The 23,046-nt window shown below is 61.2% G+C and carries 25 protein-coding genes and 1 pseudogene; 14 read left to right on the plus strand and 12 right to left on the minus strand.

The genetic code is table 11. The features are described from left to right. Positions 1–45 precede the first annotated feature (45 nt). Entirely contained in the window at positions 46–1,200 is a 1,155-nt protein-coding gene (locus AC1D0I_RS13935) for a helix-turn-helix domain-containing protein (protein ID WP_477395724.1), read from the minus strand. Between the two features lie 336 nt (positions 1,201–1,536). Between AC1D0I_RS13935 and AC1D0I_RS13940 the strand changes: the two genes are divergently transcribed. Together AC1D0I_RS13940 and AC1D0I_RS13945 are read left to right on the plus strand one after the other, a co-directional pair. After that, positions 1,537–1,926 carry a hypothetical protein gene (locus AC1D0I_RS13940; RefSeq protein ID WP_477395726.1) on the plus strand — a complete coding sequence of 130 codons (390 nt, stop codon included), beginning with the start codon at positions 1,537–1,539 and terminating at the stop codon, positions 1,924–1,926. Positions 1,927–2,053: 127 nt separating this feature from the next. Beyond that, positions 2,054–3,274 carry a tetratricopeptide repeat protein gene (locus AC1D0I_RS13945; protein ID WP_477395728.1) on the plus strand — a complete coding sequence of 407 codons (1,221 nt, stop codon included), beginning with the start codon at positions 2,054–2,056 and terminating at the stop codon, positions 3,272–3,274. A gap of 91 nt (positions 3,275–3,365) precedes the next feature. Here AC1D0I_RS13945 and AC1D0I_RS13950 read toward each other — a convergent pair whose 3' ends face one another. From AC1D0I_RS13950 to AC1D0I_RS14000, 11 genes and pseudogenes are all read right to left on the minus strand, one after another. Beyond that, positions 3,366–3,743, minus strand: coding sequence for a DUF1622 domain-containing protein (locus tag AC1D0I_RS13950; protein WP_095089161.1), 378 nt, complete (start codon positions 3,741–3,743; stop codon positions 3,366–3,368). Further along, positions 3,740–4,663 carry a formylglycine-generating enzyme family protein gene (locus AC1D0I_RS13955; RefSeq protein WP_477395855.1) on the minus strand — a complete coding sequence of 308 codons (924 nt, stop codon included), beginning with the start codon at positions 4,661–4,663 and terminating at the stop codon, positions 3,740–3,742. The genes AC1D0I_RS13950 and AC1D0I_RS13955 overlap by 4 nt, the downstream gene beginning before the upstream one ends. Before the next feature lie 319 nt (positions 4,664–4,982). Next, positions 4,983–5,855 (minus strand): bile acid:sodium symporter family protein, encoded by an 873-nt coding sequence (locus AC1D0I_RS13960; protein ID WP_477395730.1) that lies wholly within the window; start codon positions 5,853–5,855, stop codon positions 4,983–4,985. Positions 5,856–6,269: 414 nt separating this feature from the next. Next, positions 6,270–6,431, minus strand: a pseudogene (locus AC1D0I_RS13965) (sulfatase-like hydrolase/transferase); the annotation flags it as partial. A 61-nt stretch (positions 6,432–6,492) separates the two neighbouring features. Beyond that, complete coding sequence (locus AC1D0I_RS13970; RefSeq protein ID WP_477395732.1) at positions 6,493–6,723, minus strand: hypothetical protein; 231 nt, start codon at positions 6,721–6,723, stop codon at positions 6,493–6,495. Between the two features lie 6 nt (positions 6,724–6,729). After that, positions 6,730–7,209: a YidH family protein gene (locus tag AC1D0I_RS13975; protein WP_477395734.1), complete on the minus strand. Its 480-nt coding sequence runs from the start codon at positions 7,207–7,209 to the stop codon at positions 6,730–6,732. A 143-nt stretch (positions 7,210–7,352) separates the two neighbouring features. Continuing rightward, the gene (locus AC1D0I_RS13980; RefSeq protein ID WP_477395736.1) at positions 7,353–8,564 is read right to left on the minus strand and encodes an alpha/beta hydrolase; all 1,212 of its coding nucleotides are present in this window, start codon (positions 8,562–8,564) and stop codon (positions 7,353–7,355) included. Between the two features lie 27 nt (positions 8,565–8,591). Continuing rightward, positions 8,592–9,551, minus strand: a complete 960-nt coding sequence (locus AC1D0I_RS13985) for a SphA family protein (RefSeq protein ID WP_477395738.1) — start codon at positions 9,549–9,551, stop codon at positions 8,592–8,594. A 34-nt stretch (positions 9,552–9,585) separates the two neighbouring features. Then, positions 9,586–9,717, minus strand: a complete 132-nt coding sequence (locus AC1D0I_RS13990) for a hypothetical protein (protein ID WP_477395740.1) — start codon at positions 9,715–9,717, stop codon at positions 9,586–9,588. Positions 9,718–9,726: 9 nt separating this feature from the next. Next, positions 9,727–10,248: a transporter family protein gene (locus tag AC1D0I_RS13995; protein ID WP_477395741.1), complete on the minus strand. Its 522-nt coding sequence runs from the start codon at positions 10,246–10,248 to the stop codon at positions 9,727–9,729. Positions 10,249–10,571: 323 nt separating this feature from the next. Further along, positions 10,572–10,781 carry a hypothetical protein gene (locus AC1D0I_RS14000; protein WP_477395743.1) on the minus strand — a complete coding sequence of 70 codons (210 nt, stop codon included), beginning with the start codon at positions 10,779–10,781 and terminating at the stop codon, positions 10,572–10,574. Between the two features lie 573 nt (positions 10,782–11,354). On the opposite strand from AC1D0I_RS14000, the gene AC1D0I_RS14005 reads away from it, so the two are divergent. The 12 genes from AC1D0I_RS14005 (at position 11,355) to AC1D0I_RS14060 (ending at position 23,003) form a co-directional block, all read left to right on the plus strand. Beyond that, positions 11,355–12,323: an HAD family hydrolase gene (locus tag AC1D0I_RS14005; RefSeq protein WP_477395857.1), complete on the plus strand. Its 969-nt coding sequence runs from the start codon at positions 11,355–11,357 to the stop codon at positions 12,321–12,323. A 402-nt stretch (positions 12,324–12,725) separates the two neighbouring features. Beyond that, the gene (locus tag AC1D0I_RS14010) at positions 12,726–13,808 is read left to right on the plus strand and encodes a type III polyketide synthase (RefSeq protein ID WP_477395745.1); all 1,083 of its coding nucleotides are present in this window, start codon (positions 12,726–12,728) and stop codon (positions 13,806–13,808) included. A gap of 1 nt (position 13,809) precedes the next feature. Next, positions 13,810–14,547, plus strand: coding sequence for a methyltransferase domain-containing protein (locus AC1D0I_RS14015; protein WP_477395747.1), 738 nt, complete (start codon positions 13,810–13,812; stop codon positions 14,545–14,547). Next, positions 14,526–15,704 (plus strand): NAD(P)/FAD-dependent oxidoreductase, encoded by a 1,179-nt coding sequence (locus AC1D0I_RS14020; protein ID WP_477395749.1) that lies wholly within the window; start codon positions 14,526–14,528, stop codon positions 15,702–15,704. Before AC1D0I_RS14015 ends, AC1D0I_RS14020 begins: the two co-directional genes overlap by 22 nt. Positions 15,705–15,947: 243 nt before the next feature. Beyond that, complete coding sequence (mdcA, locus tag AC1D0I_RS14025) at positions 15,948–17,594, plus strand: malonate decarboxylase subunit alpha (RefSeq protein ID WP_477395751.1); 1,647 nt, start codon at positions 15,948–15,950, stop codon at positions 17,592–17,594. 14 nt (positions 17,595–17,608) lie between these two features. Further along, positions 17,609–17,926 carry a malonate decarboxylase acyl carrier protein gene (gene mdcC, locus AC1D0I_RS14030; RefSeq protein ID WP_477395753.1) on the plus strand — a complete coding sequence of 106 codons (318 nt, stop codon included), beginning with the start codon at positions 17,609–17,611 and terminating at the stop codon, positions 17,924–17,926. Then, the gene (locus AC1D0I_RS14035; protein WP_477395755.1) at positions 17,923–18,867 is read left to right on the plus strand and encodes a biotin-independent malonate decarboxylase subunit beta; all 945 of its coding nucleotides are present in this window, start codon (positions 17,923–17,925) and stop codon (positions 18,865–18,867) included. The genes mdcC and AC1D0I_RS14035 overlap by 4 nt, the downstream gene beginning before the upstream one ends. Continuing rightward, entirely contained in the window at positions 18,854–19,576 is a 723-nt protein-coding gene (gene mdcE / locus AC1D0I_RS14040; protein ID WP_477395756.1) for a biotin-independent malonate decarboxylase subunit gamma, read from the plus strand. The genes AC1D0I_RS14035 and mdcE overlap by 14 nt, the downstream gene beginning before the upstream one ends. Continuing rightward, entirely contained in the window at positions 19,551–20,231 is a 681-nt protein-coding gene (mdcG, locus tag AC1D0I_RS14045; protein ID WP_477395758.1) for a malonate decarboxylase holo-[acyl-carrier-protein] synthase, read from the plus strand. Before mdcE ends, mdcG begins: the two co-directional genes overlap by 26 nt. Then, a complete protein-coding gene (gene mdcB, locus AC1D0I_RS14050; protein WP_477395760.1) occupies positions 20,228–21,115 on the plus strand; it encodes a triphosphoribosyl-dephospho-CoA synthase MdcB in 888 nt (295 codons plus the stop codon). The genes mdcG and mdcB overlap by 4 nt, the downstream gene beginning before the upstream one ends. Continuing rightward, positions 21,115–22,062 carry an AEC family transporter gene (locus AC1D0I_RS14055; protein WP_342586874.1) on the plus strand — a complete coding sequence of 316 codons (948 nt, stop codon included), beginning with the start codon at positions 21,115–21,117 and terminating at the stop codon, positions 22,060–22,062. Before mdcB ends, AC1D0I_RS14055 begins: the two co-directional genes overlap by 1 nt. Positions 22,063–22,067: 5 nt before the next feature. Next, on the plus strand, positions 22,068–23,003 hold the full coding sequence (locus tag AC1D0I_RS14060; RefSeq protein WP_477395762.1) for an acyltransferase domain-containing protein: 936 nt from the start codon (positions 22,068–22,070) through the stop codon (positions 23,001–23,003). Positions 23,004–23,046 lie beyond the last annotated feature (43 nt).

A 23,046-nucleotide genomic window follows, 5' to 3' on the forward strand; every position in this document is an offset into this window, starting at 1 on the left:
CTTCATGATCCGCCGCGCCGCTTTGATCGCCGTGCACCAGGCATTTCAGGAAAACGGCATTAAGGCCGTCCCAAAGCCACTGACATCTAATCCCGGAGCAGCCTGATCTTGGACAGGCGGAAAGGCCGTACCGCGCCGTGAGCGTGACCGGCGACCAAGCGGGCTTGTCGCTTTGAAGCGTGTCTCTGAAGGGACCTCGCCAAAAATCCTTTTGTAGAACGCCGCAAACCTCCCGAGATCGGTGAACCCTTGATCAAGGGCAGCTTGCGTAACGCCGACACAGGCTGGGTTCGCGCTGCTCAGCACGCGATGAACGTCCGATAAGCGCCTCAGGCGCAGGTAGGCGACCGGACCTATCCCCAGGGTATGCTGAAAGGCACGGTGGAGAGTGCGCCGTGATACCATGAGAGATGAGCACAATTCCGAGATATGCACCGGACGATCGATTTCGATGCTGTCGACAAAATCCTCGACATCGCGGACCAATTTCGCGCCAGAGCAATGCCGTTCGTCGCTCTCGTTCGACACCTCATCGACAATGCCTGTGATGAAGGCTTCGACAAGAGATCGCTGGAAATAGCGTATCCCTGCTTCATCGTCAGGGACTAAACCCTCACGCAATTGCGAAACCATTTCCCCAATCTCACGGCGAGCAGATGCCCGCAGGGACGGTGACCGGTGAAACCTCGAGATCTTGGTCCAGAACTGCGGGTCCTGCAGAACCGGCTCACCTGCCGCGAAGGCAGCAAGTGCGTCTTCGCTGAGTGTGATTGTCGCGTAGCGGGAGTGACCGGTAAAACGCCCCTCTTGCTCGACCGATTTGGGAAACACGATAACGTCGCCAGGAACGACGTCGTAGTCCCATTGCGAGACCGCACCGCTGCTCTCCAGCATCATGCCGATTGTCACCAAGTGCTGATTCATCACGCCACGTGCGCGGATATCCGGTCCAAAATCGCCAGTGCTCAGAGACAGCGCACCGATCTGGGCATGCATCAAATGGCCGTCAAATATGCCCGGCGCCAATTGGACGATCTTCAAATCCGCACCACGCACCGCCTCTCGAAGATCTTCCGCGGTCTGAAGCTTGACGGTGTGGACGTTGAGCGCAACGGAATTCATCCGACCAGCCGAACTGGCAGGCAAAGACTGACCGCTGCAATCGCCAGGCTGCCTCTCCTCAGAAGCGTCATTGACCATGGGATGATCCGCGAGACCCTCCCCCCGCGCTATAAGTATAGCAGCTCGCGGCGCAAGCGTACCGTGAAAAATTACCGATGGTTAAGTTTAGAATCGAATGTACTTGCCAACGATCCCACCAAACGAAGGGTGGCTTCTTGCTTCTCAAAATAACGGGAAAATCACAATATGCCGAAACTTGACGTTTTTCAGCGAAAAGAGGCAGCCAAGTCGCCTGTTCGCCGTCTACCCGATCACCGCTGGCACAAACTGCATAGCGTCAACAACAGCAGCGGTTTAGCCTGAGACGCTGGAATGCAGCACGCGAGCTGTCAAAAAGATCCGAGGGAGCGTGCAGTGGAAGCCAACCACGAAGGTGATATCGATTCGGGTCGATATTTAGCAGTCTCTTATACGCAGGCTCACGAAGAGCTCGAAGCGATCCTTTCAGACCCTCAGTTTCAATGTTCCGAGCGCAACAGAAAGTTCTTGCGCTTTGTTTCCGAAGAGCTTTTCGCCGGACGCGAGAGCGCGCTCAAGGCATACTCCATAGCCGTTGACGTCTTCGGCCGTCCGCCGTCCTTCGACGCTTCGACCGATCCGATCGTCCGAATCGAAGCAACCCGGCTTCGAGCGGCTCTCGCCCGCTACTATGAACTATACGGGTCGGACCGAGAGATCAGCATCGAACTCCCGAAAGGCAGGTATGTGCCAGTGTTTTCCCGGCACATCCGGGAGGACCCCTGAGGGGAGCGATCACCTTGGTCGCGCGCAATCTCGTCCCCGGGTTGTCGCGACCAGATCAGATCAACGTCGAATGATGAGGCGAAAAGCCATCGTCGCCCTAAGAAGGACGGGCCTCGCTGGAGTGGCCTTGTCCTGCGTCGCGCTATTTTTTGGCTACAATCTGCTCAGTGGTCTGAACACCATGACCATTTCGGAAAGGCCGTCGGTCGCCGTCGATCTGCAATTGGACGGTGTCAACGATCACGAAGCAATCGCCCTGCGTGACTTGCTCATGAGCGCGCTTTCAGACTTCAATACGCTAAGGCTTTCGGCGCCCGACGCCTACACCTCAAGTACCGCCGAAGGCACCCCCGCTGCCTCGCCTCTTAGCCGTTATCGACTGATCCTGAAGTACAGCTCGGATTCGATCCAGAAGTCGGTCTGGTGGCAGGTCGTCGACCAGCAGACAGGGGAAGCGATTCAATCCGAGAAAGAGCGCGTTCACGTCGATACCGCCTCGTCGGCCGACCCGGCCGAATTGCTGGTTTCCCGGCTGGCTGCACGCATCGCCTCGTTGGATGGCGCGATCAACACCGTCGAAGCTAACCGGGACCTGGAGCATCCTACGCTGGGCAATGGTTGCGTTCTGCGGGCCAACCTCGCGCTGGGGATGCAGACGCCGCAAGTCTTGGAGCAAGCGAGGCAATGCCTCGAGGGGACGTTGCAGCAACGCCCGTACGATGCGGATGCGCATGCGATGTTGGTCTCGATACTCCTGTCGATCGATCAGCCAGATGCGTCGACCGACTTGACCGCGGCCGCTCACGAACATGCCGATCGTGCAGTAGCGTTGGCCCCGGAATCCTCCCGCAGCTTCACGGCCAAGATGATGGCGGAGTTTCGGACAGGCCACGTCGAAGCAGCGGTGTCCGCGGGGCGCAGGGCAATTACGCTCAACCCTTACAACACCAGGGTCGCAGCTACATTCGCCCGGATTCTCTACGCCACCGGCGAGCGGGGCGAGGGGATAAGGCTTGCAAACGAGGCCCTGAAGGTCGACGGGTTGCCGTTACCGGACGCTGAGTGGACGCTGGCGTTCGACGCCTATCGCCAGGGACAATTGGGTGACGTGTTGCTCCGCTTGAAGCGCGAGGCCAACGGATGCTATCTCACCGACCTGTTGTTGACGGCAACGTTGGCACGCTTGGGGCGAGAGGGAGATGCATCCGCAATCATCTCCGACATACGCAAAGAGCGCCCCGATTTCGAGCAGAATTTCCATTCCGATATGTCTCGCCGTCACCTTGATCCGCAGTTGACCACGGAGCTTGCACAAGGGCTCCAACTCGCCGGCCTTCGCCTCCAGTAGGGCTAAAGCGCGCTGCGTTGAAACGGATTCCGGCGACGCGCTTATGCATGTCGTTGCTCCAAAACCGGGGCCTCTTTTTGGGCGACATGCATCAAGTCATTGCCATCTTTCTGGCTTCGCTCTCCTGCTGGAGTTCGCGAGCCTCCCGTTGATCGCGCTCGAGGAAGAAATTGAGGAATGTCCGGATTACGGCAATCGCCGCCAGACGGCCTACGTCGTCCCAACTCGGCGCGACGGAGGTCTCGATGATATCGGCGGCAAGCTGGAATGTAAGGCCGGCGATCAGCCATCTGGCATGACGCATCCACACCGCGCGAATGGCGTAGTGCCCGTCCGGATGGCTGAGCATCACCCTGACACCGTTTACGAAGGCCTCGAGCGTCCCTGCCAGGATCAGGACCAGGGCCAGAAGATCGATGATCGGGGCGCTGAGTTCAGCCAGCTGGTTCAGCCATTGTGCAACGATCATGGGTTGCCGTCCCTGGTGATGCGGACAATGCAGCGGAAACCAAGATGGGAAATCGACGTGTCGACCGGCTGTGCCATGCGTGCCGCGGGACGATAGCGCCGGCAATAGTTTGGCGCGCAGAGATGCGAACCGCCCTTGGTCACCTTGCGCGGGATTTTTACGTCCGGTTGGCGCGGGTCGTAGCTTGCCTCGCGTGCGGCGCCGCGCGGGTTTTCCGCCGTGCAGCAAGGGCTGTCGATCCTGCCGTGCTCCTGATACCAGTCCGTCGTCCACTGCCAGACGTTGCCGGCCATGTCGAAGAGACCGTAGCCATTGGGCGGGAACGAGCCCACCGGCGCCGTGTATTCGTAACCATCGTCCAGCGAGTTGCGATAAGGAAACTCGCCCTGCCAGGTATTGGCCATGTGCTGGCCACCGGGCGTGAATTCATCGCCCCATGCGTAGTCGGCGCCGTCGAGGCCGCCGCGCGCCGCAAACTCCCATTCGGCTTCGGTCGGCAATTCCTTGCCTGCCCAACGCGCATAAGCCTCGACATCCTCATGGGCGACATGCACCACCGGGTGATCGGCCAGCTTCTTGATCGAGCTGGCGGGGCCTCTCGGATGGCGCCAGTTGGCGCCGTGCACATAGACCCACCAGTTGTAGTGGTTGCGCATGTCGACCGGTCCTGCCGGCTTCTTGAACATGGTCGAGGACGGCGAAAGCATGTCCGGCAAGGCGCCTGGGTAATTGTCCGGGTTGGCCGGCTTTTCGGCCAGCGTGACGTAGCCCGTCGCGGCGACGAACTTTTCGAAATCGCCATTGGTCACGGTAAATCGGTCCATCCAGAAACCGTCGACTTTCACGGGATGGGCCGGCGCCTCCTCGGGATAGAATTTGTCGGAGCCCATCAGAAACGAGCCGCCTGGTATCCAGATCATGCCGTCAGTCGGTGAATTGACAGACTGCGGGATCGTCTCCGGTTTTCCGACCAGCAGGTCATCAGCTCTTGCTATTTCGTCCATCCGTCAACCTCTTTGCGCCGTCGTCACGGACAGACCGCGGCTGTCGATTGTGCCGGCGACAGGGCTGCCGGATTTGGGCTTCTGCTGAATGAACTCGCCTCGTTCGTCCGCTCCCGTCACCGCGGCGACCAGAAGATGCCTCCAAGCGTCGATCCCGGACAATTGCCGGCGGCGACGAAGAAGCGTCGCAATCATTCAATCATCCGGCTTTTCCGGCAAATTCTCAACAGCTTCGTCACAATGCGGTCTTTGACTGCGTTGCTGCGCGGGCGCGCTTGCGCCAGTTCACGTAGGGAATGCATAGGATCGCGCTAACGATCAGATGCCAGAGTACCACGGCCATGGCGGCCTTCTCGTCGGGAAAGGTTGCGTGGGCGATCGCGATGGCCACTCCAGGATGACGCGTTGCGGTGGCGAGGGCCAGCACGGTTCTGTTGTCGGCTTCCGGACCCCCAAGACCGTGACCGACAAGGACGCCAACCACGACAAAGAAAGCCAGCGCGGCAAGTGATCCATTGCCGATCATCGCCGCCATGGCCGGCCAGATCCTGATGAGCACCGGAATGAAGGCCGCGACCAGCAGGATCGTTGCAAATAGGGACAGCGGGCGCGCCAGGCGGGATGCGAGGGCGGGAGCGAATTGGCGGACGAGCAGCCCGATGATGAGCGGCAGGACAATGCCTGTCGCCACGATCGATACGATCTGGCTGGCCGGCACGGCGATCCCGAACCCGAATGTGCGACCGATGAGGGCGATACCCAACGGCACGATGATGACGGAAAGTGCGGCCATGGTAACGAGCAGGCTGGCCGTGTAGGAAACCGAGCCGCCGGCCTTGGTTTGTTTGCCGGGTAGGACCGGTGGCACCGGCGACAAAGCGAGCGCCACCAAGGCGAGCTTGACTGCCGGGTTGAGGGCAAACAGCGCATCCATCGCGATCGCCAGCAAAACCATGATGACGTTCATGGAAAGCAGGGATCTGGCAAAAAGCCCCGGCTGCCGCAACAAGTATGCCGCATCCCRCCAGCTTGCCTGGAGCCCAAGCGCGAACACCATCAGCCCCATCGAGAGGTTGATGGCCATGGGAATGAGCTGCGCGATCGTCATCGTGCTCCCTCAGTCCCGGGCCATCGCGGCGGCGAACTTCCGCTCCAGATCGAGATACACGTCATCGGCGACGTCGAAGACGACCTTGACCACCCGCCCGTTTGCGAACGGGAACTGCGGCTTGTATTCGCTGCTGACCGCATCGCCGCCATCGTAGCCGACGCAAAGCCCCTCGCCGCAGAGGATGTAACGGCCCGTCTGGGTGCGGAAGGCCGCGTGCGCGACCGGTTCCTCATCGACGTAGAGCGTCATCTGGCCCAGGGTCTCGAGCTGTTTGGTGATCCGTTCCTTGACGAACTCGACGCCGACAATGTGCTTGCCCAGCTTGGGCGCTTCGACAACCAGCCGCTGCTCGGGCGGGATGCCGAGGAAGTTGTAGACGTAGAACAGCTTCCCACCCTTGACGAATAGCGAATAGGCGTCTGTGAACATCAAGCCTTCCTTGGCGAGGCGGTCGATGTTAGGCGTCCTGTAGCCCATCAATCCGTGCGTGTAGCAACTCAGATTGGCCGTGCCGATATCGTCGCCCCATATGACGAGGATGTTCGGCTTGCCGGATTTCGGTGATTTCGCCATCCTGTTTCTCCTTGGTTACCGCTATCTCAGTGGCATGATCGCGAATGGCTGAAGCGCCTTTTCACGGGATCACGTGCAGCCATTTCAAAATCCGCGTGACGATGCCCTGCTCTTCCTTCTGGATTGATCGGAGTGTTTTCAGAGTGTCGGCAATGTCGTGGAGAGCCTTGCGGTTCTCGGAGCTGTTTTCATCGGCGAGTCCGGCGATTGCGCTGTCCTGCGCCTTGCGCAGTTCACGAAGCGCGGTTCGCAGCGCGATGATGCGGGGAGTTTCCATCTCAAGGTTGTCCATCCTTTCTCATGTCGCTGACGCGTCCGTGAACGGACCGACGTTGAAAACCATGCTGCTGATGGCGACGAGACCGATCAGCAACAGGATCACTGCCGTTATCAGCGTGAAGGAGACCGGGTACCCGCTTTGGGCATGGATCAGACCGGCATCGCGCATGGCATCGCGTTCGCGGCGCAGCCCGGCCATGAAAAGCACGTGATAGATGATGCCGACGACCAGCATCAGGATGCCGAGCAGCACCAGCGTCACCCCGAAATTGCGCGGTGCGGCGGCGTGCGCGAGCGTGCCTGCGTCCCGCAGCTTCTGGAACACCTGGAAGATGGTGAAGCCAAAACTGATCAGGGACAGCGCGGTGCGGATCACCGACATCAGCGTCCGATCGGCGCTCATGCGGGTGCGCTGGAACGACATGCCGGTTCGCCGTGACGACAGCTCGACGGAGATGCTATCGGAGCCGGATTTGCCGGATACGGGTGCAACGCTCATTGCAGGGTCCTGCGAACGGGGCAGTGTCGAAGTCGACCAGCACTCTCGGGTCGCGGCGCAGGATTTCGAAGTACGTTACGGTAACGATACGTGCGGGAAGGGCCGAACTGCTGGATTTCTGATTGTTCAGGCAGAGCCTCCGATCACTCCGCCGTCGGATCGGCCTTCAGGATCGTTCCGAGTTGATCGGGTGCCGGGGTTTTCCCCTTTCCCTCCATCATCGCAATGGGAGCGGTGACCGTCGTTGCCGCGACCTTGCCGATCGTCCCCACCGTGCCCGCAATCATCATGCCCAGTCCGTCGCCAAGGCCTGTTCTCGAGTCGGTCAGGATTTGGCCGGAGGCCAATTGAGATCCCAGCAACGCCACGATTTCAGGACTCTCAGCGAACTTGCTGTGATTCAAGCGATCGTCCGTCTTTACATTGGTCAGGTCGATGACCGTTATTCCCGCTGCTTGCAGCTTCGACTTGTACGGCTCTTTTGACGGATCAATCTGGCCCACCCGGTCGACATCGCCTGAAATCAGACGCGAGATCGCAAGCGCCCGGTCGTCGCGCGAGATCATTATCGTGAACTTCGGCTTTTTAGGCCCGAGTTCTGTCCACTGGCGCCCGAAGACATCCACATCAAGGTCGGGAGATGCAAGAATAACATTCCTGATCTTGGGCGAGACTTGACCATCCTGCAGAGCCATTTGCCGCAGCCCTTCCATGGCGAGCCAGGTTCCCATCGAATGGGCCATGACGGTAATGTCCGTGACGGTGCGATCATTGGCCAAAGCCTTCAATGCTCGCTCGAAGGCGGTGCGGGAAAAGTTGGTGCTTTCCTTGTCGTAATTGTAGTCCAGGACGCTCGCGCGCGATGGCCAGGTGAAGAGGATGGGCGTGACCTTCGCCCCCGAGTCATGGACAAATTGCGCGAAGCGAAAAACAGAATCCTCGTAGCGGTTGTTGAAGCCGTGGACGAAGACGAGCACATGACCGTTCGAATTGTGGGAGTGCAGCCAGTCGCCGGCCTGCGGGATTGAAAGGTTCTTCGCGGCAACGACCGCGAATTCCTTTTGGGGATTCGGCGGCAGTTTTTTCGGCCACTCGACCGTGCCGGATTCACGGTTCGGCGGAATTGAAATGGTCAGGTCGGTCAAGGAAAGAGTCGGGCTGCGCTCGCCCGTGAACAGCGTTGCAGGATCGCCCGAAGGTTTGCGGCTGGTCGCCACCAACATCGTTACGTCAGATGCCGACGCTGACCGCATATTAACGGCTACCGGCGCCAGAACGCCCTCCGGTCCCCCTCCGCACGCCGTCAGCGTGAGCAGGCATAAAGCCGCGACAATTTTGCTAACCCGCTTGCACATTGACTAGCTCTTGGTTTGTCCTGCCGCTCAGAACTTCCCGGAAACGTCGAAGAATACCGCGTCGCCCTTCATGCGGTTTTCGACCTCGACCTCGTGAGCCCACCTCAAGGTGAGATCGACCTCGGTCTTCTCTCCGAACTTGGCCTTGTATTTGACCAGCGGCCCGAGCGCGATCGAGCGGCCCCTGAATCCATCGTGGGTGTCGGCGAACGCGCCCCGGTCATCTTCGATCTGGTCCAGGAAGCCAGCGATCGCCCCGACGGACAGGTTCTCCGTTACGGCCTTCGTGACTGAAAGATCGAGGTGGGCCATCGCACCGCTGTAGTAATCGGTGTCCGGGTTCGTGGTGTTGATGTCCACGCCGAATTTGGCGGAGAGGTCCAGCCCGTGTTGAGGGATGAGATAGGTGAACCCGATCGCCGGAGTGAACGTCCAGTAGTTCATGCCGATGAAGGCGAGGTCACCCTCCTTCCATTCGCCGGTAGGCGCGGTGATCGTCAGGGACGCCGACAACCAGGTGTTCATGGCGTCGTTGTGCCAGCCAAACACGAGTGGTGCGAAAGCGATGTCGCCGAGCCCGGTGACATGCTGATCCGCCACCAAGGGGCCGACATCGGCCTCGGCCCCGGTCCAGCCCAGCGGGACAGCGAGCTGGACGGCGTAAGTCCAGTTTCCCGGCAAGTGCAACTCGGGCACGTAGACCCCCGCCAGGATCGCGGCATAGGTATCACCTGTAAGGCCCGCCGCGACCGAGCCCTTGCCGAATGGCACCTCACCACTGGCTTCGCCATGGTAATAGATGTTGGACATCGCCCAATAGCCGGCGCCCGGCGTGGGCGGCACAATGCCCGCACCGGGGCCCGCGAAGGCGCCGGGGATATAGCGTCCGGCAACGGCCTCGGTGGCATTTGCTTGCCCTGTGGGAGCGAATGCCACAAGAACAGCTGTCGAGGTAATGAGCCAGGCAGGTGATCTTGATTCAGTCATCGTCTCCCTCTCTGTACCAAGGTCTCATTGGTCGCTAAAAATTGACCAACGAAACGCCGACCTCCATATTGAAGTCGTGGGGCCGGTCGTTGCCGATCCCGACACCTGGCCTGACGTAGCCGTTGATGGCACCGCCATTTGCCAGTTTGCCCAGATTGAAGCCCAAGGCAACCTCTCACGACATGGGTGCCGTCGTGGCTTCGAAATCGTAACTTGCGGTCACGTCGGACGTCAGCCACCAGCGTTTGGCGTGAGGTTTGTAGACGAGGTAGAGATCGAAATCGCCGCGATTGACGTTGGCCCTGTCACTGTGACCGGCAAACGAAAAATTTTGCATGTAAGCGGGGGCAATGATGATCTCCGGGCTTGCGAAATAGGCCCAGGTCAGCCCGGGTGCGACGACCCATTTGCCCGTGCCGAGCACGTCCTCGGAGGCGGTCGGCGCGTAAATTTCGGTGCTTAGGATAAACGCCTGCCGCCTGCTCAAATAGGGAATCCAACGGAACTTCGCTGCAATGTCGCCGAGGCCGAATTCGTCGTCGCCAGTCAGATTGGTTGCATCGAGCGGCAAGGTCAGACGAACGGAAGCCTTTCCGTCGAAAAACGGCTCGGTGTAACGGACATTCGTAATATCGTAGTACTCGTCCCCCGGCAGGAATCGATACTCGTTCGAGAATGACAGGGTCCTTGTCAGCACGGCAGGGTTCGTCCCCCGAAGTATCCTTGGCCTCCTGGGCCTCGGCGCCACTGACAAGGGGTAGCGCAACAGCAAAGGCTATGGCGAGGGCACTGGACGTTGAGCCGGACGTTGGAACTGCTGCTTCAAGCCTCTGAGGGCGGAAGGTGCCAGTCAGCGGGAATGCTTCTACGCCAGGGCGAACGCGTCCCATGAACATCCCTGGTCACGACCCTCTGCTGCGCGCCCGAAGCTTTCGGCGCGTCACACAATTGAATCGGAATGCCGGAAAGCGAAGTACGTTACAGTTACAAAGGCCGGACACGCTCACGTGCCGCCGGGTGTCACTGGCACATGCGGATAATGTCGGTCTCCAGATCGGTGCAAAGCTCTTCGTATTCAGCAATCGCGGCGCGGTTCGCGTTTCCTCTTTCCTTTCTCAAGCGCTCAAGGGCCGTGCTGGCATCCTCGTAGGCGCCGCACAGGCCGAGCAGATCGGGATTCGTCGCGCTGAGGATTTGAAGCGTGCCGCGCAAGGCCGGCATCTTCAACATGAGCCTTAGCAAGCCCCGACGGTCGTGGGCGGTTTCGGAAGGCATGGCCATATGTTTCAAACCGAATGAATGACCTCGTGCGGAAGCATTCCAGCAAGCATCGTCACAGTGAGGGGAGGCGCGCCAGCACTTTACTGTTACAGCCGGGTTCTGTCCGGGGCCTGCAAGCGTCACCGCCTTGGCGTTCGACGGCGCGATTTGGCTGCTACCAAGCGACCGGCATAAGCTCCAACGGCGCTCCCATCGGTTCTATCGGTGGGCTGTTACCGTTTCGTATCGGTATGTGCGGCCGCCAAGTCTTGTGCCTGCAAGGCCAGCTCCTATTCTGACTGCCTGACGCGCTCGGTCAATCGAATGGGGCCTCTCCGCGGCTTGCATCCCCTCATCAACCAGCGCATCCAACCGCAGTCATCGACTTCGCAGGTTGAAGTCCGTGCCGGCGCGACGCACCAAACCGCTGGAGTTCGCGATGCCCTGTCCAGGATCTATTGTGCTAGAACAGGCGGCGTGTACGTCGAAGTCGTGGTTCGATAGATGAGTCCGGCCGTGGACAGACGAAAGGTGCTCGCCGGCATGCTAGCCACCAGCCTGCCGCTGTCCAGCGTCGTGTCCGCGCGTGCTCAAGCTGCGCCTCTCGCTTCGTGGCATGAAGGGCCTGCCAAAGCCTCGATCGTGGACTTCGTTGCAAAGGTCGCGACGCCGGACGGCCAGGATTTCGTCATGGCCAACGAACGTATCGCTGTTTTCGACAATGACGGAACGCTCTGGTGCGAACAGCCGATCTACTCGCAACTCGCCTTCGCATTGGACCAAGTGAAGCAGCTCGCCCCAACCCATCCGGAGTGGCAGACGCAGGAACCGTTCAAATCTGTCCTGTCAAACGACGTGTCAGGTCTGGTTCGCTCTGGCGAGCAAGGAATATTCAAGATCCTGGCTGTGACGCACGCCGGCATGACAACCGACGAATTCAACAGCGCGGTCATCAACTGGACCAGGACGGCGCATCATCCCCGCTACCATCGTGCCTATACCGAACTTGTTTACCAGCCGATGTTGGAATTGCTGGAGTTCTTGCGGCAGAACGACTTCAAGATATTTGTGGTGTCGGGCGGCGGTATCGATTTCATGCGCCCCTGGATGGAAGCCGTCTACGGCATCCCGCCGGAGAGGGTCGTCGGGTCATCGGGAGCAACCAAATAYGTGGTGGGTGCCGACGGCAAGCCGGCCTTGATCAAGGAAGCCAAGATCGATTTCGTCGACGACGGACCGGGCAAACCTGTCGGCATCAACAAGTTCATAGGCCGCCGACCCATCTTTGCGTTCGGTAATTCCGACGGCGATCTGGAGATGTTGCAATGGACCGCCGCTGGAAGCGGCGCGCGGTTCATGGGGATCGTGCATCATACCGACGCCGATCGTGAATATGCGTACGATCGCAAATCCTCAGTCGGAAAGCTCGACAAAGCTTGGGACGAAGCGATGAAGGAACGCTGGACCGTCGTGGACATGAAGCAGGACTGGAAATTGGTGTTCCCGTCCTGAAAGGCACGGGCCGCGTTGAGGACAATTTCAAAAAGGCGGGTAAAGGCTTTAGTACAAAGATCGGAGCCCTTCGCTTTCGTACTGCGCGGCTATGATGGCGTAGACAAGCCAACCGATCGAGCCAGATCGAACATCGCGCACTCACCAACCTGCCCGGCTTCACGGTGCTTGTGGGCAAGCGGCGCAAAACATTCGTTGTCCAGCGAGGTTTCGGTTGCGGTCCAACCGCATTGGCCTGAAATTTGGCGAAGGGCAGGGGTCCAAGGGAAGCATTTCCTGTTCTGAGCGTTTACCACAATAGAGTTTGCCATTGCCGTCGAAGGCGCAGATCCGCTGCGAGCCTCCAACACGTGGCGCTTTCCTCGGTGACCACAGGCTTGCGGCGGCAAGCCAAGGAAGAAAATGTGCGCTCAAGCTTTCATCAACCGAATTGCGACGGCCGTCCCTGACCACAGCGTTCACAGGTTCTTCCTGCAGTTTGCTGGCTCTCAGTTGACGGCAAACCCCCGTCGCCGCGCGATTTTCAATCGCATGGCAGACAAGGGCGGGATCGAGCATCGCTATTCGTGCTTTGCGCCTGCCGAAGATCCCGAGGGTCCGAGTGTGGACATGGCGGGCGTTTTCAAGCGGGGTGCATTTCCAGGAACAGCGACACGCATGGAAATGTTTGCCGCCGCTGCGCCGGTTCTGGCCCAGCAAGCCGTGGAGCGGCTCCTCCAGGATAAGGACAGGACGACCGTCACGCATTTGATCGTGACAACGTGCACCGGTTTCTCCGCCCCCGGTATCGATCTGGAGATAATTGCTCGATGCAATTTGCCGACCAACGTTGAGCGCACGATCATAGGCTTCATGGGATGCTACGCGGCAATCAACGCGCTCAAGCTGGCACGGCACATCATCCGGTCCGAACCCGAGGCTCACGTCGTAATCGTATGTATTGAACTGTGTACGCTCCATCTCAGGGAGACCAGCGATCTCGAAAAACTGCTGTCCTTCTGCCTCTGGGGTGATGGTTGCGCGGCCGCGTCGGTGACTGCCCGCCCATTCGGGATCGGCCTGGATAGTTTTCACGCGATCGTCGCCGCCGACAGCCGCGACCTGATGACCTGGGGCATTCGCGACGACGGTTTCGACATGGTTTTGTCGGGACAAGTCCCTGGCGCAATTCAAGGTGTGCTCGCCGCAGGTATCGCCAGCATTCTGGGAGCCAGCAGCGTCGGAGGCGTTGATCTTTGGGCTGTCCACCCAGGCGGGCGCTCGATACTCGATGCTGTGGAGCGCGCGCTGAATCTCCATCCCTGTGCTTTGTCGATGTCGCGCGAGGTCCTTCGCGAAAACGGAAACATGTCTTCAGCCACGGTCATGTTCGTGCTTGAGCGAATGCTGCGCGGGTTCACGGAAGACCGCGTGGGTTGTGCCATGGCATTCGGACCCGGCCTTACGGCTGAGACGATGATGTTCCATACGGCCGGCAATGCCTGAGTTGACCAAAGATCTCGACCGCCGTCGGATCGAGCCGGAACTGCTCGATAGCCTGCCCCCCGGCGATCCCAGGGCAATCGGCTCCCGGCGCGACCTCGTTTGGATAAACGCGCTGATGTTTCAGAGCGCGATCATGGCTGGTCTCTTCAAGGCGAACGTGCGCAAAACGCCTACCAGGATTCTGGAACTCGGCTCCGGCGACGGGGCATTCATGCTCTCGGTTGCAAAACGTTTGGCCGGGAGCTGGACCGACGTGGATCTGGTCATGCTTGACCAGGTCAACCTCATCTCAGACAAACGGCGCGCGGACTTCACCGCACTCGGATGGCGAGTTGAAACCGTCACCGATGACGTCTTTGACTGGATCGCAAAGCCCGGCGCCGGCGCGTACGAAGTTGTCTCGGCCAATCTGTTCCTCCACCATTTTTCCGACGCGGACTTGAAGGTTCTGTTTGCAGCGCTCCGTTCACGGGCACCGGTGTTCCTCGCCACCGAGCCAAGCCGAAACGCCAGTGCCTTGAGAATGTGCTCGCTCCTACGCATCATTGGCGCAAACGAGGTGACCATGCACGATGCAGCAGCGAGCGTCCGCGCGGGGTTCGCGGGCAATGAACTTTCCAGTCTGTGGCCATCGGGTTCCAGCCAGCAGTGTGAAGAACGCAGGATTGGCCCGTTTACCCACGCTTTCAGCGTCATCCCCGAGGAAGCGCTCCCGCGATGTACGATGCCATTGTCATAGGTGCCGGGCCAAGTGGCGCGTCGGTGGCCTTGGCTTTGTGCGGCCAGGGGCGCGCGGTTGCCATCATCGAACGAAGCGAATTCCCGCGCCGAAAAGTCTGCGGCGAGTTCATGTCGGCAGTCAATCTGGAGCTGTTGGACCGTTTGGGGGCGGGCGCCGCGATTCGCGCCAAGGCAGGCCCGGAAGTCAGGCGAGTTGCATTGTTTGCGTCGGGCCCGGGTATAGACGCGGGCATGCCCCGGGCGGCGGGAGACGCTTTTGGGCGTGCACTTGGGCGCGACGTCCTTGATGGCATCCTCTTGGACGCCGCCCGCAATGCCGGAGCCGATGTTTTTCAGCCTTGCCGCGCGGTGACGATCATCAGCGATGGAGAGAACGCCGCAGTCCGGATCAGCGGCAAAGACGATCAGAAGGTTCTCGCTGCGCCAGTCGTGATAGCCGCGCATGGCTCTTGGGAGCAGGGAAAGCTTTCAACCAACCTCCCAAAAAGCAGTGCGCCCCACGATCTGTTTGGCTTCAAGGCTCATTTCAAAGGAGCTTCGCTCGCCCGAGACCTCATGCCTCTCCTGGTGTTTCCGGGCGGCTATGGCGGCATGGTGTGGACGGACCAGGACAGGATGTCGCTGTCCTGCTGCATACGCCGCGACGTATTGGCCAGGTTGCGTGAGAAGAGTGGTGCCTTGTCGGCAGGCCAAGCCGTTCACGCGCACATCGTGGCATCCTGTCCTGGTACGGTTTCCGCCATCGGCAGCGCAACGCTCGATGGCGAATGGCTGGCCGCTGGGCCTATACGCCCTGGCATTCGTCCGCGTTTTGCCGACGACATATTTCGGGTCGGCAACATTGCCGGCGAGTCCCATCCCATCATCGCCGAAGGCATCTCCATGGCCTTGCAGTCCGGCTGGCTGTTGGCCACCGAATTGGCCAGGTTTGACCGGTGGGATCGCGAGGCGCGCGTTGCCGCCGGCAGCCGCTACTCAAAGGCCTGGAACAGACAATTCGCAACCCGCATTCGCACCGCCGCCGTTTTGGCACGCATTGCAGCCCTCCCTCAATCCGCTGCGGCGATGAGAGCTTTCGTCAGTTGGTTTCCCGAAAGTCTGGCGATCGGAGCCAGACTGTCAGGCAAGACGAAAGCGCTGCCATTTCCACGGTGATCGCTCCACTCAGACTAACAATGGCATGCTTTTGATCGGCCTTCAGCCCCCGTCGCCAAGCGCTGCGGCATCGATCAGAAGACGGTTGCGAAGTGGAGGAACCGGACAACGTTCGAGCTGTCATGCAATTGCCGGGTTCGGTAGCGTGCGAAGTCGAAAACATGGTTGCTTGAGGAAATACTCCAGGGAGCTCCGCGACTAATTTCGGCCAGCAATCCGGAGCCTGCTGGAGGAGCAAAGACGATGACGACCTGGCAGCGTGGCCGGGAAGCGCGCGACGCCCGTATCCAAGCCGGCGCGAGGCTGGCAAAGGGCAAGGTCGTCGATGCGCGCGACGCCACCAAACTGATGGAAGCGGTGGTCCGCCCTGGCGATCGCGTCTGCCTCGAGGGTGACAACCAGAAGCAGGCCGATCTGCTCTGCGCCGCCCTCCTTGCTGTCGATCCAGCCAAGGTGCGTGACCTGCACATGGTGCAGTCCGGCGTCGTGCTGCCGGAGCATCTCGACCTATTCGACCGCGGCGTGGCGAAGAAGCTCGACTATGCCTATTCCGGCCCGCAGTCGGCGCGCATTGCGAAGATGCTGTTCGGCGGCAAGATCGAGCTCGGTGCGGTCCACACTTATCTCGAGCTATTCGCGCGCTATTTCATCGACCTCACGCCGAACGTCGCGCTGATCGCTGCAGTCAGCGCCGATCGTGACGGCAACCTCTACACCGGGCCTAACACCGAAGATACGCCGACCGTCGTGGAGGCCACAGCCTTCAAGAACGGCGTCGTTATCGCCCAAGTGAACGAGATCGTCGACAAGGTTCCGCGCGTCGACATACCGGGGGACCGGGTGCATTTCGTTGTCGAGGCCGACAAGCCATTCTTCGTCGAACCGCTGTTCACGCGCGATCCCGCTGCTATCACCGAGTCGCAGATCCTGACCGGCATGCTGGCGATCAAGGGCATCTACGCGCCCTATGGCGTCAAGCGATTGAACCACGGGATCGGCTTCAACACCGCTGCGATCGAACTCCTCTTGCCGACCTATGGCGAGAAACTCGGACTGAAGGGCAAGGTGGCGAGCCATTTCGCGCTAAACCCTCACCCTGCGTTGATCCCGGCCATCGAATCCGGCTGGGTCGAGCAGATCCACTGCTTCGGTTCCGAGGTCGGGATGGATGAGTACATCCGCGCCCGATCCGACGTCTTCTTTACCGGGTCCGACGGTTCGCTGCGTTCTAACCGGGCCTTCTGCCAGACGGCCGGACTTTATGCCTGTGACATGTTCATCGGCTCGACGCTGCAGATCGATCTTCAAGGTAATTCCTCCACCGTCACCACGTCGCGCATCGCCGGCTTTGGCGGAGCGCCGAACATGGGCTCTGATGCGCGCGGGCGGCGACATCCGAGCGAGCCCTGGCTGCAGGCTGGCAGGGAAGCCGATCCCGAGGGGTCAACGCTGCTGCGCCGTGGCCGCAAGCTGGTCGTGCAGATCGGCGAGACCTTCGGCGAAAAGAACGTGCCGCTGTTTGTCGAGAGGCTCGATGCTCTGGAACTCGCCGAAAGGCTGAATCTCGAGCTGGCGCCGGTGATGATCTACGGCGACGACGTAACGCACATCGTCACCGAGGAAGGCATCGCCAATCTGCTGCTCTGTCGTGATGCCAGGGAGCGCGAGCAGGCGATCCGCGGGGTGGCGGGATACACCGACGTCGGCCGTGGCCGCGACGCTAAGATGGTCCAGCATCTGCGCGAGCGCGGTGCCATCCGCCGTCCTGAAGATATCGGTATCAATCCGCTCGACGCCGACCGGAGCATGCTGGCGGCGCGCTCCATCAAGGATCTTGTCCATTGGTCGGGCGGGCTCTACGCGCCGCCCTCAAGATTCCGCAACTGGTGAGAAGGACAGCCACCATGGAGGACCTGAGCTTCCGCCACACCACCCGCCAGCGGGGGCCCGGCACGAGGAAACTGGCCGTCATCGGCGTTGTTGCGTCCGGCAATCTCGAAGTTCTGGCCGAACGCGTGCTGCCCGACTCCGAATGCCTGGTGGAGATCAGGACTGCTGCGGCGGGCTTCGGCGAAGTGTGGGATGCCGTGATCGCAGACTTCGTCAAAGGCTATTCGCCTGGCGGGCTCCGGTTCTCCATCAATGACGGCGGAGCGCGTCCCGACACCGTGTCCCTTAGGCTGGCGCAAGCGGCCCGGCTGATGGAGGAGGACGACCAATGAGCGCCTCTCGCACACAGAGAACCAAGTCTTCGGTGGAACTGGATCGCACCGCAAGCTGGTACGAGTCCTCGGCGCGGACACGGGTCCGGCTGCTGCTCGATCCCGGAAGCGTTGTCGAGTTCATCGGACCGGAGAAGCGCGAGGTCAGTCCGCATCTCAAGCTCTTCGATCTTCCCGAGCAGTTCGACGATGGCATCGTTGTGGGACTCGGCAGGCTCGACGGTTCGCCGGTGTTTGTCGCAGCACAGGAGGGCCGTTTCATGGGCGGTGCTTTCGGTGAAGTTCACGGAGCGAAGCTGACCGGCCTGTTGCGCGCCGCGCGCGATATTGGGTCTGTTCCGGTGCTGATCCTGTTCGATACGGGTGGCGTGCGCCTGCAGGAGGCCAATGCAGGCGAGCTTGCCATTGCCGAAATCATGCGCGCAGTGATCGAGGCGCGAACCGCGGGTGTGAAAGTGATCGGGCTGATCGGCGGCCGGTCCGGATGCTATGGCGGCGGCGGTTTGATCGCTGGCTGCTGTTCGGCGTTGGCGGTCTCCGAGCAGGGTCGCATTTCGGTGTCTGGTCCCGAGGTGATCGAGACCAATCGCGGTGTCGAGGAGTTCGACTCCCGTGACCATGCGCTGGTCTGGCGGACCATGGGCGGCAAGCATCGCCGGCTCCTCGGCGGCGCCGAAGTTTTCGTCGATGATACTGTCCAGGACTTTCGCGACGCCGCGCTGGAGCTGCTCAGTTCAATCCGTGCCTTCGGCATCGACACTTTGAAGGCCGAGCAATCCCGCCTTGAAGATCGGTTGCAGCGCTTCGGCGCCTGTCCGGATGCAGTCGATATCTGGACGGCAGAGGGCATTCCTGACGCCGTTTCCATTCCTGCGCTGCCCGCGGACCAGTTCATTGCTCTCGCTGACAAAGTCCGGAGGTCCAGCCGTGACGCTCGATGACATTCTCGCCTCGCTGTTTCCCGACGGCCACGACGTGAAAAACAGCGGCGGAGTTCTGTCTGGTTCGGGCGCACTGCGATCGGGTGGCCGGGCGCTCGTCATCGGCGTCGCGGACCGGACCGCGCTCGGCGTGGACGAGGCCATCCGCCTTTCGAACTACGTCCTGGCGTCGGTTGAAAGCGGAAACGCCCCGATCCTCGTCCTGGCGGATAGTGACAGCCAGCGCATGAGCAAGCGGGACGAGCTTTTGGGTTTGAACGAGTTCCTAGCTCATCTCGCCAAGTCCCTCATCTATGCGGATATGCACGGACGACCCGCCATCGGTCTTCTCTACGGCCACTCCGCAGCCGGCGCCCTTCTCGCCACGGCGCTGGCCACCCGCGTGCTGGTAGGGCTGCCGTCCGCCGATCCGGCGGTGATGGATCTGCCATCCATGGCCAGGGTGACGAAGTTGTCGATCGAGGTTTTGCAGGAAAAGGCGAAGTCCACGCCGGTGTTTGCTCCGGGCTTGCGAAATCTTGCTCAGACAGGCGCGGTTCATCTCACCTGGGACGAGGCCACCCCGCTGGCTGAGCAGCTGGACACACTTCTGGCGAACATGCCGGATGCGCCCGACCGCCGAGATGCGCTCGGCTTGGAGCGCGGCGGTCGGCCGAAGGCATACGCCATCGCGGAGCGCGTCCGTGAACTCGCACTTCAAGCTCTGTGAACTGCCGATGCGGCGTCACGATCTGATATTCGTCGGGCCGGCGGCGTGGCATTCGCTGTTGCTAACACGCAGCGATGTCGCCGCGAACGCGCTCGTCTCATGTTGGGCCGATAGAGGCTGGCCGCTCATTAGACGACGTGCCATGCCGGGTGAGGGGCATGGCGTGCCTCTGGGCCTTGCGCTGCCGTACTTCGCCGGAAAGAAGCGATTTTCGTTTCTCATGCGGCACGAGGATATCCTGTCGACGTCTCCGCCGCCCTCGCTGCGGTCCGCCGGCCCGTCGGCGCCACGCGCGTGGCGACCCACGCTCGCCAAGCTTGAGGATCTCGCCTCACGGCATCGTGTGGAAGCCAGGGTGTTCGGCAGCCTTGCCTTGGCTGTCGTCACAGGATTGGACTATCTGACCGACCGCTCCGATCTCGACCTCCTGCTGCAGGTCAATCGCGACACGGATCTTAGCCGCCTGACCGCCGATCTGGCGCGGATCGAGGCGGCCGCGCCGATGCGGCTGGATGGTGAGCTGATCCGCCATGACGGCGTGGCCGCGAACTGGCGGGAGCTTCACGCCGGCCCGCGCGAGGTTCTGGTCAAGACCGTCAGCGATGTGGCGTTGCTCGACGCCCAGCTTTTTCTTTCTGAAGGGATGCCATCGTGACCGTCGCCTTTGCTTTCGGCACGGAGCGGCCGCTTGCGTCAAAGGTGCTGGTACCACGTTTTCCGGATGCCGGGGCCATCGCCGCGAGCGCGGTGCGTTGCCTTCTCGACGAGCTGGAGACGTGGCCCAAGCCGGGCCTTGTCAGCCACATCGATTCCGGCAGCCATGAAGACATGGATGCCGGCACATTTCGCGCCAGCGCCGCGGCCATCGGGCCGTACTTCCAGGCTTTGGCGGAAGCCGGCGCCGCTGGCTGCGCGATGGGCGCGTTGAGGGAAATCGGCCTCGATGCCGAGGCAGCCATGCTTGCGGCGACGATGGGGGTCAACACGCATCGCGGCGCCATATTCGGATTGGGCCTGCTATGCGCGGCCGCCGGCGCCAGGATCGGCGGACAGGTGGATCCCACGCTGTCGTTGGGAACTGTGGTCCTGCGGCTGTGGGCCCGCGGCATACTCGAAGGACCGATGGTTCCGCAGAGCCACGGTCAGTTGGCCCGTCGCCGCTTCGGCGCTGGTGGTGCGCGGATCGAGGCTGCCCTCGGATACCCCAGCATTTATCATGTTGGCCTGCCTACCCTGCGAAAGAGCGTCCTTGAGGCTCCCGACGACGCCGAAGCCCAGCGTATCGAAACATGTTTCGCGCTCATTGCGGTTGTCGAGGACACCACTCTGCTGCACCGCGGCGGCCTCCCCGGTCTCGGCTTTGCGCGTCGAGCCGCGCGCCGCTTCCTCGATCAGGGCGGCGTCGGCGCACCCGGCTGGCGAGACCGCGCCCATTTTGTGCATAAGAGCTTCGTTGCCMGTCGGCTCAGTCCCGGGGGCTCAGCGGACCTCCTTGCCATGACCCTGTTCGTCGACGCGCAGGAAAGGATGCTTGCCTGATGGCCAATACAATCCTGCTGGCGCTCGCCCCGGTCTTTTTCGTGATGGCGCTCGGCTATGGAGCCGGAAGATTCGGCATCGTCGAAAACCATCATGTCGACGGCTTCAACACGCTCGTCATGAGCTTCGCGCTGCCGGCATCGCTGTTCGCGGCGACCGCGTCGGCCCCGCGTGGCGAGCTGCTTGTCCAGGCGCCGCTTTTCGCCATTTTCGGCGGGGTCATGCTGCTGATCTATCTTGCCTGGTACTCCATCGCGCGGCTTTTTCTGGCGACGGGAAAGGTGGGCGCGTCGGTACAGGCTCTGACCGTTGCCTTCCCAAACCTTGGCGGTGTCGGACTTCCGATTGCATCCTCGCTGCTCGGAGCGACGGGGCCGGTCTCGGTCGCCGTTGCCATGGCCGCGGGTTCGATCCTGGTCACTCCGATCACACTTGTTGTCGCCGAAATGGGCAGCCTGAAGGAGGACGGCGCCGTCAAGACGCCAGGCGCTCAGATGTTCGACGCGCTGAGGCGCGCGCTGACAAAGCCCATTGTTCTCGGCCCCGCGCTTGGAATCCTGCTCTCGCTATGCAGCGTGACGCTCAATCCTGTCATCGAAGCCTGTCTGATGGTGATAGGGCAGGCCGCAGCCGGCGTAGCGCTGTTCCTGACCGGCTTGGTCTTGTCGGCTCAATCGTTCGAGTTCAACTGGAAGATCGTGGGCGCGACCGCATTGGCCGACATTGTTCGACCTCTCCTGATGGTCGCGATCGTGCTCCTGCTACCGGTTCCCTTTGAGATCGCCAGGACGGCGATCTTGTTCGCTGCCCTGCCGGCAGGGTTCTTCGGCATCTTTTTCGCCGTGAGCTATCGGCTCGACTCTTCGACGGTCGGCTCCATGGTCATTGGCAGCACCATCGTGAGCATCGTGACGATGGCGATCGCCATCGCCATTATGTTTCCATAGCGGCGATGGTCCTTGCAATTCTCTGCTCCGGACAGGGGCGGCAGCATCCGGACATGTTCGCACTGACCGCCGATGCGCCGCAAGCTGCCGGTTTATTTGCCCATGCCGCAACGTTGCTCGGCGACCGGGATCCGCGCGAGATCGTGCGGACCGGATCCGGCGACGCCCTGCACCGCAACCGCATTGGGCAGATCCTCTGCTCGCTGCAGGCGCTGGCAGCCGCGGCGGCGCTGCGGGACACGCTGCCCGACCGGCTGACCGTCGCCGGCTATAGCGTCGGCGAAGTGGCGGCTTGGGGTGTTGCAGGTCTGTTCAGCGCGACCGACACGCTGGACCTCGTCGCGCGTCGCGCGGAAGCCATGGACGCTGCTTCCCCCGGTGGAGACGGGCTGCTTTTCGTCCGTGGCCTTTCCCGCAAATCCATCGAGAGACTATGCGAACGGCACAATGCCGCAATCGCTATCGTCAATCCGGGTAACGCCTTCGTCCTCGGCGGGAGCCGCGCGACTTTGGAAGCCCTTGCCGGCGAAGCGAAGGCGGACGCAGCCAGGGTTGTCGGGTTACCTGTGGAGGTTGCTTCCCATACGAGGCGACTCGCCGGGGCGTCTGCCGCGTTTCGCGCGAGCCTGTGCCATGTTCGCCTGATGCGCTCTCCGACTGACGGCGCGCGTGTCTTGAGCGGAGTCGACGGCTCTCCTGTCATCGACACCAAGGCAGGTTTCGACAAGCTGGCGGCGCAAATATCGCAAACGGTGCAATGGGCCGATTGCCTGCAGGGTTGCGTCGAAGGCGGCGCAACGGCCTTCCTCGAACTCGGGCCCGGGCGGGCGCTGAGCGAAATGGCAGTCGGCGCGTATCGCGACATCCCAGCACGAAGCCTGGAAGACTTCAGAACTCTTCAGGGCGCCCACGCTTGGCTTAAAGATCACTCAAGCAAGTGAATATCGAGACGTCGGTGTGCCATGGCGCAGCTATTTTGACGGT

The sequence above is a fragment of the Mesorhizobium sp. P2_D1 genome (assembly GCF_056404455.1).